The sequence below is a fragment of the Microtetraspora malaysiensis genome (assembly GCF_050947145.1).
GTDB classification, from domain to species: domain Bacteria; phylum Actinomycetota; class Actinomycetes; order Streptosporangiales; family Streptosporangiaceae; genus Microtetraspora_A; species Microtetraspora_A malaysiensis.
Window position 1 is genome coordinate 2,741,804 of record NZ_CP191998.1, and the last position, 14,177, is coordinate 2,755,980.

Consider the following 14,177-nt stretch of genomic DNA (forward strand, 5'->3'; position numbering starts at 1 on the left):
GTGCTGCTCTCACGCAAACGCTGGACGTGGTCGCTGTTGCCCGTCCTGCTCGCGGTCGCCTTGTGCGCCGTACCCGTGCCCGCGCACGCACACGCCGACGCGCTGGTCACCAGCGATGTCACCTTCATCGGGGACGGCGGCGTGACCTTGCGCGGGACGGTCGTGGCGCCCAAGACGGCGAAAGGCCGCAGGCCCGGCATCGTCATGGTGCACGGCGCCGGGCCGGTCACCCGGGAGGAATTCCGGGACGAGGCCGAGGCCTACGCCAAGCGGGGCATCGTGACCCTGATATACGACAAGCGCACCATCGGCTACTCCACGCTGCGGCGGAACTACGAGACGCTCGCCGGTGACGCGCTCGCGGCGGTGCGCGCACTGCGGGCCCGCGCCGACGTGAACCCCGCGATGGTCGGCATCTGGGGACTGTCCGAGGGGGCGTGGGTGGCGCCGATCGCGGCCGCCCGATCGTCGGACGTGGCCTTCCTCATCGTCGCCGGAGCGGTCGGAACGACGCCCGCCAGGCAGCAGGCATGGGCGTACGGCGAGCGGCTCCGGCACGCGGGCGTACGCGGGTCGCTGACGCTCATGCTGCAGGAGCGCGCCATCAGGTTCGGGATCGGGAGCGGCCTGTTCGGCGAAGAGGACCGCGACCCCATGCGGAGCTGGGAACACGTCGACCAGCCGGTCCTCGCCCTGTGGGGAACCCTCGACCGGGAAGCGATGCCGGCCGAGAGCTCCCAGATCATCCGGCAGGGCCTGGAAAACGGCGGCAACGGCCACTACACCATCCACTTCATCGCCGGAGTCCGCCACAACCTCAACCGCACGTTCGACGACGGCTTCGACCGTCCCGACAGCCTCGCCGCCGACTACGCCGAATTCGAGGCCGCCTGGATCGCGAACCTGAGCGACGGTCCACCGGCGGCCGGCGCGGACCAGCCGCCGTCCCAGGATCGGCTGAGCCGTCCGGTGGACGGACCGTTCGCCTGGTACGAGTCGCCCTGGCTGCAGCTCGCCGCCTTCACGATCTTCCTGGGGGCGTCCCTCGGCTACGCGCTGGCCGCGATCATCAGGCGGCTGCGGCGACGTCGCGGCGCGCCTCCGGCCGCACGATCGGCTCGCTGGCTCGCCATCGCCATCACGGCCTCCACGCTCGGCTTCCTCGGCTACTTCTGCGTCCTGGTGCTCACCGGCGCCTACCTGATCGGGCCCGTGGTCCTTGGCCGCTCTCTGCCCTGGCTGGCGCTTCAGCTTCTCGCCGTGGCCGTGGTCGTCGCAGCGGTCGCCACGGCCGTCGCCACCTGGCGCCACCGCCACGAGCTGTCCCGCGGAAACCGGATACGGCTGGGCATGGTCCTGGCCGCGGCCGCGGTGTTCGTGCCGTGGGCGGCCTACTGGGGTGTGCTCCTTCCCTGAGAACCGGTGGGGCTTCTCAGAGGCGAGACAGCGGGTCCGCGGACCGCGGCGACGGGGCCTGGCCGAGTTACCAGGCCCCGAGACCGGGTCCCGCGACCGAGCCCGAGACGGGCCTGAGGCAGGGCGTCAGACGGCGGTGCATCCTGCGCCGATCGGGCTCGGCGCGCCCGGGGTGGCCAGCGTGTGCTTGACGCCCCGCCGCTTGGAAGCGGAGGACTTCTCGATCGCGTTCGCCGTGAGGAGCCGGATCTGCGCCCAGTTGGGAGCGCTCGTGTTGATCAGCGGCGGCATGAACTGCACGCTGGTGACGCGGGCGTTCTTGGCCTTCACGGCCAGCGGGACGAGGTCCTGCAGCATCGATCGCGGGATGTCGGTGCGGAGTATCCTCCGGGTCGCCGCCGCGATCTGGGTGAACCGGGAGAGCACGGTCGCCGGGTCGGCTTGGTTGAGCAGCGCGCTGAAGACGCACCGCTGGCGGCGCATCCGGCTGTAGTCGTCGCTGTTGGTGCGCGACCGTGCGAACCACAGCGCGTCGGCGCCGCTCAGCTTGCGCGTGCCCGCCGGGATCAGGCCCTCGTCGTACTTCCCGTACACGATGTTGGTGTCCACGGTCAGGACGAGGCCGCCGAGAGCATCGATGATCTTCGCGAAGCCCCAGATGTTGACCAGGGTGTACCAGTCGATCCGGAGGCCCAGGATGTAGCCGACGGTCTGCTTCAGCGTCTCGGCGCCCATGTGCCGGCGGCCGCCGAAGAGCTCCGGGTGGTCCTCGGCGTACTGCCACACGCCGAACAGGAGGTCGTCGCGCCAGCCGGGGCGCGACTCCGGCAGCGTGAACCCCGTCGGGAACCGGCGCGCCATGGGGCTGCCCGGCGGGAACGGCACGTGCTCCAGGTTCCTCGGCAGGCCGAGCAGCACGGTGTTGCCGGTGTGGACGTCCACGCTCGCCACGTTGACGCTGTCGGTACGCATGCCGGTCCGGTCGTTGCCCCAGTCGCCGCCGAGGAGCAGCACGTTCACCCGCTCCCGGCCGCCCCAGGGGTCGCTGTCGACGAGCCGCCCGCCGGGTACGACGGGGAACAGCGGCCCCGCGGACGCGGCGAAGATCTTGTCGATGGTCCGCTCGGACTCCGACACGAACTGCGCGGCCATCGTGAACGGAAGCGCGACCACGATCGACAGCGTCCCGGCGGCCACGCCGGTGGCGATCTGCGCCGCCCTGGGGAGGCCCTGCGGCCACAGCACCACGAATGAGTGGATCACCAGCGCGAACCAGGCGGCCCCGGCGGCCGCGGTGACGACGGTGATCAGGCCGAGCCAGTTGAGCGCCCGGCCGGCCAGGTGCGCGTCCGCGTTCACCGCGACGGCTCCCACGACGGTTAAAACCACCACGTACGCGCCGAACAGCGCGTATCCGGTGCGCTTCCATCCGGCGCGCAGGTGCGCGGCCCCGGGCAGCACGACGGACAGCGCCGTCCAGCCGATCAGCGCCGCCGCGCTGACGGGCGTTCTCAGCAGCTCCGGCTCACGGACGCGGTCAAATATCGGACGGGCGAAGGGCACGTGCTCACCCCAAGGGACGTATCCGCACAGAACTGAATAAAGTTCGGTTCATGGCTTTCGACGGATCGAGAACCGTGCGGCCGGGAATGCGGCCGTGATCACAGTGACTCCGACAGCGCGCCGTCGCGGGGGAGCCCCCGCGTGCCGTGGCGAGTCGATACGGGCATTTGACCTGGTCAATGCGCATCACGCCCGAGTGGAACGGGAACGTTACCCCGGTTTGCGGCCGGAGAGATCCGGTGTCCCATCGCGGCTCGCGGAGTCGCGATGACCCCCGTCCCCGACATCCTCGGCGCGGACTACGAGGCCCTCGTCCTGCCCATGGGCCACGACGCCGAGGGCGAGGTCGTCGCCACGCTCGTACGGCGCCGCGTGCCCGGGGCCCGCCGGGCCGTCCTGCACATCCACGGCTTCACGGACTATTTCTTCCAGACCCATGTGGCCGACCACTTCGTCCGCCAGGGCGTGAGCTTCTACGCGCTCGACCTTCGCAAGTACGGCCGCTCCCTGCTGTCCCACCAGACCAGGGGCCTGGTCGGCAGCGTCACGGAACACTTCCCCGAGATCGACGAGGCCGTGCGGATCATCCGGGCCGACCACGACGAAATCGTGATCAGCGCCCACTCGACCGGCGGCCTGATCGCCGCACTGTGGGCCGACCGGGTGCGCGGCCGCGGTCTGGTGGACGCCCTCGTCCTCAACAGCCCGTTCCTCGACCTCAACGTGCCCGCCCCGGTCAGGGGAGCCGCCGACGCGATCGGAGGCATCCTGGCCAGGCTCCCCGCGACGGCCGTGCTGCCCCTCGGCGCCGCCACCGCGTACGGCACGAGCCTGCACCGCGACCACAGCGGCGAGTGGGACTACGACCTGGAGTGGAAGCCGCTGGGCGGCTTTCCGGTCCACGCGGTGTGGCTGGCGGCGATCCGGCGGGCGCACCGGCGACTGCGGACCGGGCTCCGCGTCGACGTCCCGGTGCTGGTGCTCTGCTCCGACCGCAGCCTGCGGGTGCGGGACTTCGTCCCCGACGCGCACTCGGCCGACGTCGTCCTCGATCCGGAGCACATCGCCCGGTGGTCCACCAGGATCGGGCCGCACGTCACGTGCCTGCGGGTCCCGGGAGGGATGCACGACCTGCTGCTGTCACCCGCGCCGGTACGCGAGCGGGCGCTGGCCGAGATCGACCGCTGGCTCGTCTACGCGTGCCCGCCCGAGCGTGCGGGACGCGGCGTCCAGGAGGTCGAGGAGGTCCGGGAGGTCCGGGAGGTCCGGGAGGTCCGGGAGGTCCGGGAGAACGGTCACCAGGGGAACGCGAACAGCCCGAAGTAGGCGGCGGTGAGCAGCAGCAGCCCGGTGCCGCCGAGCACGCACGCCAGCGTGGACGACTGCCAACGGGTGGGCTCCCACCCGTCGCGCAGGGCGCCGATCACGGCCGCGATCGTGGAGACCTCCTGGGCGAGCATCAGCACGGTCAGCAGCCGCACGACCAGCCATCCGGACTGCACGGCGGGCCAGGCCCCGGCCTGGTTCACCGAGAAGAGCACGATCAGCGTGATGAACGCGAGCGCCGCGGCCAGCATGCCGAGCCCGGTCCAGGCCATCCGCCTGATCCTGCGCCGGATCCCGGACCAGGCCTGCGCGTTGGCGGCCAGCCTCAGGTCGCGCCCGCGGAGCCGGACGACCATCTCGGTGACCGGGGCCGTGACGTAGCCGACGGCGGCCAGGCAGATCGTGAGCCACAGGAAGGTCGTGCCGCCGTACCAGGGAGCCGCGGGGACGTCGCTGGCCTCGAACCGCTGGACCGGCGTCGCGCCCGCGAGCGGCGGCTGCTGTCCCGCGGTGCCGGGCAGGCCCTTGATCCAGTTCGCGAGCGTCGGCAGGTAGTCGGAGACGAACCGCCCGCCGCTGACCCGCATCGCGTGGTCGGCCCCGGCGAGGAACCTGATCGTGTAGTCGGCGTTGCCCGCCGCGCGGAGCGCCGAGGTGAGGGTTCGGGTGCTCGCGACGAACGGGATCGAGGGGTCCATGGTGCCGTACAGCGCGAGGACCGGCTGCCGCACCTTCGACAGCGCCGGGACGCCGTCGTGGCGCAGGAAGTCGAAGCCGACGCCGCCCATCGCGCGGGTCAGCAGGTCGCGCGCGCCCGTCGGCGCGTGCAGGCGCAGGAGCTGCTCGTTCAGCGCCCAGGCGACCTGCCGGAGCGGCGAGACGTTCGGCGAGGACACCAGCACGACATACCGCACGTCGGCGCTGCGGGCCGCCGCGATGGGCACCACCCAGCCGCCCTCGCTGACACCCCACAGCCCGGTGCGCGCCAGGTCGACGTCCGGCCTGGCCCGCAGGAGCTCGATCATCCGGAGCGCGTCGTCGGCCAGCAGTCCGAAGTCGCGGTCGCGGAACGAGTACCCCACCGTGCGCTTGTCGTACGCGACGGACACGACGCCGCGCTCGGCCAGCCACCTCGCCTGGGAGGTGAACTCGCTGCCGGTGCCCGACCCCGAGCCCTGGACGAACACCATCGCGGGATGCCGCCCCGGGGAGAGGGGCGCCCGGATCGTGGCCGTCAGCACCTCTCCCTTCGCCTGCACGCTGACCTTCTCCGTCGAGAAGGCCGACTCCGCCGGGATCGGACGGGACTCGGCGGACGGCTGGGCCGGAAGCGAGTGGAACTCCTCGGACGTGGGCAGCGGCGCCGGGTCGAACAACGGAGGTGAGAGCACATATCCGACCATGGCGAGCGCGACCGCCACCACGGTGGCGGTCGCGGCCAGCGTTCCTCGGCCGATGTTCATGACACCGCTCCCCGATTGACGGAACCTTACGCAGCCGCGTCCTGCTCTTTACCTTTGCCCACTGATCGCCCGGCTAAGTCATTACGTGATTTACCTGAGGTTTGCACGAGGCGCCATTTGTCACAGGGACCTGTTAGCTTCCTGCGACATGCGGGTTCTGCACACCTCCGACTGGCACCTGGGCCGGTCGTTCCACCGCGAGAGCCTCCTGGCAGCTCAGGGGGCGTTCGTCGACCACCTCGTGGAGACCGTGCGCGCCGAGCGCGTGGACGTCGTGGTCGTCTCGGGCGACGTCTACGACCGCGCCCTGCCGCCGGTGGACGCCGTCGCGCTCTTCGACGACGCGCTGCGCCGGCTCGCCGCGCTCGGCGCGCACACCGTGGTGATCAGCGGCAACCACGACTCGGCCGTCCGCCTCGGGTTCGGCGCCGACCTGATGGAGCGGGTGCACCTGCGTACGGACCCGGCCCGCGCCTGGGAGCCGGTGCTGGTCGGCGACACCGCGTTCTACGGCGTTCCGTACCTTGAGCCGGAGCTGGTCAGGGGGCCGTGGGAGCTGCCGGAGCGCAGCCACGGCGCGGCGATCGGCCACGCGATGACCGCGATCAGAGCCGACGCGGCCACGCGGGGCGGGCACTCCGTCGTGCTGGCGCACGCCTTCGTCACCGGCGGGGAGGCCAGCGACAGCGAGCGCGACATCACCGTGGGCGGCGTCGCGCACGTCCCGCTGAGCGCCTTCGACGGTGTGGACTACGTCGCGCTCGGCCACCTGCACGGGCGGCAGACCATGACCGAGACCGTCCGATACTCCGGGTCTCCGCTGGCGTACTCGTTCTCCGAGGCCGATCACGTCAAGGGGTGCTGGCTGGTCGATCTTGCGCCGGGCGGGGCGCGCGCAGAGTTCGTGCCCGCGCCGGTGCCGCGGCGGCTCGCCCGGCTGCGCGGCCGCATCGACGACCTGCTCACCGCCGAGCGGTACGCCGACCGCGTGGAGCACTGGCTGCAGATCACGCTGACCGATCCGGTGCGGCCCAAAGAGGCGATGGAGCGGTTGCGCGCGCGCTTCCCCCACACGCTCGCGCTGGCCTTCGAGCCGGACGGCACGGCCGGGGCGGCGGCCACCCCGCGGCAGATCGCCGGGCGCGCCGAGATCGAGGTGGCGCTCGACTTCGTCCGCGACGTGCGCGGCGAGCCCGCCGACGACGAGGAGAGACGGCTGCTGGAGCGAGCCGTGGAGGACTGCCGCATCAAGGAGGTCTCGTGAGGCTGCACCGGCTGAGGCTGACCGCCTTCGGCTCCTTCCCCGGTGAGGAGGAGGTCGACTTCGACGCGCTCGGCGAAGCCGGGCTGTTCCTCGTCCATGGTCCGACCGGCGCGGGCAAGACCACCCTGCTCGACGCCGTCTGCTACGCGCTGTACGGCCGGGTGCCCGGGCAGCGGGACAGCGCCCGCAGCCTGCGCTGCGACCACGCGCCGGCCGGGCGCGGCCCGGCGGTGACGCTGGAGGCGACGATCCGGAACCGGCGGTTCCGGATCACCCGGTCGCCCGCCTGGATGCGGCCCAAGCTCCGCGGCTCCGGCCTGGTGGAGGAGAAGGCCAAGGCCCTGGTCGAGGAGCTGAACGAGGCGTCCGGCGTCTGGACGCCGCGCACCACCCGCAGCGACGAGGCCGGCCACCTGGTCGGCGAGCTCCTCGGGATGAGCGCCGACCAGTTTTGGCAGGTCGCGATGCTCCCCCAGGGGGACTTCGCCCGTTTCCTGCGCGCGGACGGCGACGACCGGCGCAAACTCCTCGAACGGCTCTTCTCGGTCAAGGTCTACACCGAGGTCGAGAAGTGGCTCGCCGAGCATCGCACGCGCACCGGGCGAGACCAGCAGGAGCTCCGTCAGGAGGTCGACTCCGTCGTCAACCGGATGCGCGGCGCCGCCGGTCCCGTCCTGCCGGACGAGGCTCCCGATCCGGGGGAGGACCCGCTCGGCTGGTCCGGCGCTCTGCTCGCGGCCGCCACCGGCGTGGTCGAGCGGAGCGGGGAGGAGCAGGGGCTCGCCGCCGCCGCGCTGGCCTCCGCCCGCGGCCGCCTGGACGAGGGCCGCGCGCTGGCCGACCGCCGCAGACGCCACGCCTCCGCCCTGGCCCGGCGCGAGGAGCTGGCGCTGGCCGCGGACGAGCGGTCCGACCTGGAGGCCATGCTCGACGAGGCGGCGCGGGCCGAGCGGGTGCTGCCGCTCATCCGCCAGGCGGACCAGCGGGTGGAGAGCGCCGCCAAGGCGCGCCGGCTCGCCGCGGACGCCGTGGCCCGGGCGCTGCCCCTCACCGTCCTCGACCCCGCGTCCGGCACCGTGACCGGCATTGGGACCGGCACTGTGACCGGAACTGTGACCGGGGCCGTTCTCGGCGCGACGCCCGCCCTCGACTCTCCTGCCGGGGCCGGTTCCGTTCTGCCCGGCTCCCTCGCCGAGGGCGCGTGGCCGGGCGTGGCCGGGCTGCGTGAGCGGGAGCGCGAGCGCCGCGACGAGGTGGCCCGCCTGGAACAGCTCCTCCCCGAGGAGGCCCGGCTGGCACAGGTTCGAGCCGACCTCACCCGGGCGGACGGGCGGCTGGCCGAGCTGGCGGTCCTGCGGGACGGGCTTCTCGCCCGCCTCGCCGTACTGCCCGGGGAGCTGGCCTTGGCCGAGGAGCGGCTGGCGGCGGCACGGCTGGCCGCCGCGCGTCTCCCCGGTCTGCGGGCCGCCCGGGACGCGGCCGATCGTGACCTTGCCGCGGTGCGCCGCCGGGACACGCTCGCCGCCGAACTGGCCGACGCCAGGCGGGCGCGGGCCGTCGCCCTCGAGGCGCTGCCCGACACCCCCGACCTCCGGCCGGTACGGATGACGCCGCCGGATGGCGTGCCGTCCGGCGAGGCGTGGCAGGGGGACGCGGCGCCGGACGCCGCCGTGCCGCTGGAGGCGGAGCGGGCCTGGCATGAGGAGCTGGCCCGGCTGGAGCGGGAGCGGCGGGACGAGCAGGCCAGGCTGGAGCTGCTGGCGGACGAGGAGGAGCGGCTGGCCGGGGTCGTGGCCCGGCTGGTCGAGGTGCGCGCGGACATCGAGGAGGCCGCCGAGCGGGAGGCCGCCGCGCTCGCGGATCTCGCCTCGCTCCCGGCCGTGCTCGCCGAGGCGGACGGGCGGCTGGCCGTGGCGCGGGCCGCCGCCGCGCGGATCCCGGCGCTTGCGGCCGTCGTCGCGGCGGCCGGCGACTTGCACGCCGCCGCCGTACAGCGAGACGCGCTGGCCGCCGAGCTGGCCGAGGCCGAGCGGGAGCGCGGGGCGGCGGTCGACCGGGCGCAGGACGCGCGCGACCTGCTCCAGGGCGTGCGGCTCGCCCGCATCGACGGCATGGCCGCCGAGCTGGCGCGGTCGCTCGTGCCGGGAGAACCCTGCGCGGTGTGCGGCTCCGCCGAGCATCCCGCGCCGGCCGCGCCGTCGGCCGCCGCGCCGACCGCGGACGACGAGCAGGCGGCACAGGACGCGTTCGAGGCTGCCAGACAGGGCCGGGAGGACGCCGAGAGCCGGGTCGCCGTGCTGGCCGCCCGGCTCGACGAGGCCGCCCGGCGGGCGGAGGAGCTGTCCGTCGAGGACGCGCGGGCCCGGCTCGCCGCCGCGGAGGTCGAGCTGACGGAGGCCCGGGACGCGGCGGCCGACGAGCCGGAGGCCGCCGCCGGGGTCGAGCGGCTCGCCGCGGAGTCGGAGGCGGTGCGCGACCGGGCCGACGAGGCGGGCCGCGCGCTGGCCGGGCACCGCACCGGCGAGGCGGAGTTGCTGGCCGAGCGGGACCGCCTCGCGGGCCGCCTCGGTGAGGCGAGGGGAGCGGACGACAGCGTCCGGGCCAGGCGCGACCGGTTCGCGGCGGAGGCCCTGTCCCTCGCTGTCGCCGCTCAGGCCGTCGCCGGGGCGGTGGAGGCGCGCGTCGCGTACGAGAAGGCCCGGGCCGAGGTCGCCGAGATCTCCGCGACGTGCGGGGCCGCCGAGCGCAGTGACGAGGCGGTGGTGCGCGGGGACGCCGAGCCGAGTGAGGAGGCGGTGGCGGCGGTCCTCGCGGCGGCGGAGCGCACGCTGCGCGCGGCGAGCGACACGGCGGCGGCCGAGCTGGCCCTCCGGGAGGAGACCGGGCGGCTGGCCGCCGAACTCGCCGAGGCCGGGGAGCGTTCCCGGTCCCTTGATCTGGAGGCCGCCGAGACCCGCACCCGGCGCGACCAGCTCGCCGAGCAGCGGGAGAGGCTGGCCGCCCTGCTGGACGAGGCACGCGGCGGCGACCCCTCGCTGGAGGCCCGGCTGGAACGGCTCGCGGCGGAGGCCGCGCTGCTTCACGACGCCGCCGAGGCGGTCGGCGCGTCCGCGACGGCAGAGCGGGAGCGGGAGGCCGCCCGCGCGCAGGCGTCGTCCGCCACGGCCGAGGCCGGGTTCGCCACCCTCGACGATGCCCGGGCGGCGGAGCGCGGCGCGGCCGAGCGCGAGGAGATGGCCGAGCGGCTCCGGCGCTTCGCGGACGAGCAGGCCGCCGTGGAGGCGTTGCTGGCCGATCCGGAACTGGTCACCGCGGCGGCCGCGCCCGAGCCGGAGCTCGCGACGCTGGAAGCGGAGCACGGGCGGGCCGAGCAGGAGGCCGCCGACCGGACGTCGGCCCGCGACCACGCCCGGAGCAGGCTGGGGCAGCTCACCGGGCTCGCCGCCGAGCTGGAGGGCGCGCACCGGCGTTACGGTCCGGCGGCCGAGCGGCACCGGCTCGCCCGGCGGCTGGCCGAGCTCGCGGGAGGGACCTCGACGGACAACCCCCTGCACATCCGGCTGTCGGCGTACGTGCTGGGGGAGCGGCTCCGCCAGGTGGTGGCCGCCGCGAACGACCGGCTCGACCGGATGTCGGGCGGGCGGTACCTGCTCCAGCACAACCTGAGACAGGCGGCGGGCGACCGCGGCCGGTCCGGCGGCGGCCTGGGGCTGCGGGTGCTCGACGGCTGGACCGGTGTGGACCGTGACCCGGCGACCCTGTCCGGCGGCGAGAGCTTCGTCACATCGCTGGCGCTGGCCCTCGGCCTGGCCGACGTCGTGACTGCGGAGGCGGGCGGCCCCGAGATCGGCACCCTTTTCGTGGATGAGGGGTTCGGCACGCTCGACGAGGACACGCTCGACGACGTCCTGGACATCCTGGACGGCCTGCGCGAGGGCGGCCGGGCGGTCGGCATCGTCAGCCACGTGGCCGAGCTGCGGACCCGCATCCCCGCCCAGATCCGGGTACGCAAGGGACGCGGGGGCTCCACGCTCTCCATGGCCTGATCCACGACGTGATCCACGGCTTGGAGGTGCGCCGGGACGCCGGTCCGCAGGGCTGTGAGCGTCGGCTCTGCTCGACGGATGACCGGGAGAGACGGGCTCAGGGGGAGACGAGCTCAGAGTGACGAGGCCCGGGGGCGGCGAGCTCAGGGGGTGGCGAGGCCCGGGCAGGGAGCGCGTCAGGGAACGCGTCAGGGGGTGGGGTCGGCCTGGAGGGCTTGGAGCGCCAGCCAGGCGATGACCCGGTCCTCGGTGACGCCCACCGAGAGCCCGGTCAGCTCCTCGACCCGTCCCATCCGCTGGCGGAGGGTGTGCCGGTGGATGCCGAGCTGCGAGGAGGCCGCCTCCCAGTTGTTGTTCTCGCTGAGGAAGACCCGCAGCGAGCGGAGCAGGATCCGGGTGGAGTCGTTCTCCAGGAGCGGCCGCAGGGGCGAGGTGAGCGCGGTGCGTGCGGCCGGGTCGAGATGCTGGAGAATCAGCCGCTGGGTCGGCAGTTCGGCGAACTCGACGACCGGGCGGGCGTCGGCGACCGCCACCTCCAGCGCCTGCTCCGCCTGACGGCGGCTGAGCAGGGACACGGACGGCGGCTGCGCGGTGCCCACGCCGCAGCGGGCGGGGACGCCCTCGCGTTCGACGGCCTCACACACCCGGGCGCTCCACCGGCCCAGCTCGTCCTCCGGCAGGATGACCGTGACCAGCGACGACTCGGAGCTGACGAGCGGCGGGAGGTCCAGCTCCGCGCACCATTCCAGCACGTTCTCCTCCAGCGGCACAGCCCGTGACCGGGAGCGCAGCAGCGCGACGGCGACGTTCCCGGCGAGGAGGTTCCACCGGGCGGAGACCCGCTGGACGAGCCCCTGGTCGCCGGACATCAGGGCGTCCACAGCGTCGGCCCGGGCCAGCCCCCAGGTGTCGCCGCCGCTCAGCGGGTTGAGCGCCAGGTCGAGCAGCAGGGCGGCGTGCTGGGCCAGTTCGCGGGTGACGCTGATCCGGTCCGGACGCGGCGCCACGACGAGATGGGCGCGCGGGCGCACCGGGTCGCCGACGCCGTACACGGTGAGGCCGGGGTGCCGGATGCGGGACCGCTGGCCGAGCGCGGCGGCGCGGGCGTCGTCGAGGTGGACCCGGGCGGCGCCGACCGCGGCGTGCGTCTTCCCGTGCCGGTCCATCAGCACCGCCCAGCTGTCGATCCGGGCGGCGAGGGTGGCGACGATCCCCTCCGGCCCGGCGCTGCGGGCGACCTTGGTCATGCTGGAGACGCCCTCGGCGATCAGCCGCGACTCGGCGGCTCCGGTGCGCAGCAGGTCGCCGTTGAGCTGGTAGGTGATGTCCTGGAACGGGACGCCCGAGGGGATCTCCAGCACCGCGAGGCCGTGCTGGGCCGCGCCGGTCACCAGGGCCTCGGGCACGGAGGTGTGCCGGATGCCGACGCCGAAGCCGAGGGCGGCGACCCCCGCCTCGGCCAGCCGCCCCGTGTAGGCCGTGAACGCCTCGCGCGGGGCCCGCCGGTCGATCTGGAGGCCCAGGGTGAGCAGCAGTTCACCGCCGCGCAGCCACGGCGTGGGGTCGGGCAGCTCCGAGATGTGCGTCCACCGGATGGGGCGGTCCAGGCCGGTCGGTCCGGTCGGCACGCGCAACCGGAACCGTTGCGCGACATCGCCCACTGTTTCCAGCACGGCGCAGCACCCCTTTCTGTCGACGTTCCCCTTCCGGGCCGCCCGCGAGCCACGGGACCGGCGGGCCGCGGGCGGGAGCCGGGCCGCGCGCGGAGAGCCTGGGAGCCGGGCGGCGCGCGATGAGCCCGGGCCGTACGCGGATCAACGTTGGGTCACCGTGACACGGGGCCGGGCGCGGGGGGAAATATCGGATCGGCGTCCCCGTCGCAGCTCAATGGACATTTGGCTACATGCGGGAAGAAAACCGGCAAACCTACCCTGTACCCGTTCCACTAACACCGGGTGACGGCAGCGCTGTTCCCCGGACAAGGGAAAGGGGCGGTATGCGCGCCGCGGTTTTCGAGTCACCCGACAAGCCCGTGACGATCGAGCAGGTCGAGCTGGCTCCTCCCGGGCCCGGCGAGGTCCGCGTCAAGATCGCCGCAGCCGGGGTCTGCGGTTCGGACCTGCACGTACGCCGCGGTGAGTGGGACGTGCCGCTGCCGCTCGTCATGGGCCACGAGGGCTCGGGTGTCGTGACCGCGCTCGGCCCGGGGGTCACCAGCCTCGCCGAGGGCGACCACGTCGTCCTCTCCTGGGTCGCTCCCTGCGGCCGGTGCCGCTACTGCCGCAGCGGTCACGAGGCCCGCTGCCAGGTCGCCGCCACCGTCGTCGCGCCCGGCGGCGTCCTCCAGGACGGCACCAGCCGGCTCAGCCGCGGCGGCGAGTCGCTCTACCACTACCTCGGCGTGTCCTCCTTCGCCGAGGAGGCCGTGGTCCCGGCCTCGGGCGCGGTCAAGATCCGCGAGGACGCGCCGCTCGACACCGTGGCGCTGGTCGGCTGCGCCGTCGCCACCGGCGTGGGCGCGGTGACGAACACCGCCGCCGTCCTGCCCGGCAGCACGGTCGCGGTCATCGGCTGCGGCGGCGTCGGGCTGTCCGTCGTCCAGGGCGCCAAGCTCGCCGGCGCCGAGCGGATCATCGCCATCGACACTCGCGCGGAGAAGACGGCGCTCGCCGCGACGCTCGGCGCGACCGACCAGATCTCCGGCGCCGGGATCGACGTGTCCGAGGCGCTGCGCGACCTGCTGCCCGACGGCGTGGACTACGCCTTCGACGCGGTCGGCCACCAGGCCACGCTCGAATCGGCGGTGCGGATGCTCGGCCTGGGCGGCGCGGCCGTCGCGGTGGGGCTCCCGCCCAAGGGCACCCTCGCCCGGTTCGACCCCCTCGTGCTCGCCGAGGCCGACCAGCGGATCCTCGGCTCGAACTACGGCAGCGTGCGCCCCGCCATCGACATCCCCGCGCTGGTCGACCGCTACATGGACGGCCACCTCCAGCTCGACCAGCTCGTCAGCCGCCGTACCTCCCTCGACGAGGCCGGACCCGCCCTGGACGCCCTGGCCAGCGGCGAGGCGCTGCGCACCCTCCTGATCCCCTAAGGACC

General features: G+C 74.2%; 8 protein-coding genes. 5 read left to right on the top strand and 3 right to left on the bottom strand.

Going from position 1 to position 14,177, the window contains the following annotated elements; all coding sequences use genetic code 11:
• Nucleotides 1-1,416 (top strand): alpha/beta hydrolase family protein, encoded by a 1,416-nt coding sequence (locus ACQP1V_RS13155; protein WP_433422468.1) that lies wholly within the window; start codon nt 1-3, stop codon nt 1,414-1,416.
• 126 nt (nt 1,417-1,542) lie between these two features.
• Here the strand turns inward: ACQP1V_RS13155 and ACQP1V_RS13160 are convergent, their stop codons facing one another.
• A complete protein-coding gene (locus tag ACQP1V_RS13160) occupies nt 1,543-2,979 on the bottom strand; it encodes an LCP family protein (RefSeq protein ID WP_433422471.1) in 1,437 nt (478 codons plus the stop codon).
• 267 nt (nt 2,980-3,246) lie between these two features.
• Between ACQP1V_RS13160 and ACQP1V_RS13165 the strand changes: the two genes are divergently transcribed.
• Entirely contained in the window at nt 3,247-4,305 is a 1,059-nt protein-coding gene (locus ACQP1V_RS13165; RefSeq protein WP_433422474.1) for an alpha/beta hydrolase, read from the top strand.
• On the opposite strand, the gene ACQP1V_RS13170 is transcribed toward ACQP1V_RS13165, so the two are convergent.
• Nucleotides 4,275-5,768, bottom strand: a complete 1,494-nt coding sequence (locus ACQP1V_RS13170) for an alpha/beta hydrolase family protein (protein WP_433422477.1) — start codon at nt 5,766-5,768, stop codon at nt 4,275-4,277. The genes ACQP1V_RS13165 and ACQP1V_RS13170 overlap by 31 nt on opposite strands.
• A gap of 148 nt (nt 5,769-5,916) precedes the next feature.
• Here ACQP1V_RS13170 and ACQP1V_RS13175 point away from each other — a divergent pair, with 148 nt between their 5' ends.
• Nucleotides 5,917-7,032: an exonuclease SbcCD subunit D gene (locus ACQP1V_RS13175; RefSeq protein WP_433422480.1), complete on the top strand. Its 1,116-nt coding sequence runs from the start codon at nt 5,917-5,919 to the stop codon at nt 7,030-7,032.
• Nucleotides 7,029-11,078, top strand: a complete 4,050-nt coding sequence (locus ACQP1V_RS13180) for an AAA family ATPase (RefSeq protein ID WP_433422483.1) — start codon at nt 7,029-7,031, stop codon at nt 11,076-11,078. Before ACQP1V_RS13175 ends, ACQP1V_RS13180 begins: the two co-directional genes overlap by 4 nt.
• Nucleotides 11,079-11,266: 188 nt before the next feature.
• Here the strand turns inward: ACQP1V_RS13180 and ACQP1V_RS13185 are convergent, their stop codons facing one another.
• Complete coding sequence (locus ACQP1V_RS13185) at nt 11,267-12,751, bottom strand: PucR family transcriptional regulator (RefSeq protein ID WP_433422486.1); 1,485 nt, start codon at nt 12,749-12,751, stop codon at nt 11,267-11,269.
• Between the two features lie 323 nt (nt 12,752-13,074).
• On the opposite strand from ACQP1V_RS13185, the gene ACQP1V_RS13190 reads away from it, so the two are divergent.
• A complete protein-coding gene (locus ACQP1V_RS13190) occupies nt 13,075-14,172 on the top strand; it encodes an alcohol dehydrogenase catalytic domain-containing protein (RefSeq protein WP_067142281.1) in 1,098 nt (365 codons plus the stop codon).
• Nucleotides 14,173-14,177 lie beyond the last annotated feature (5 nt).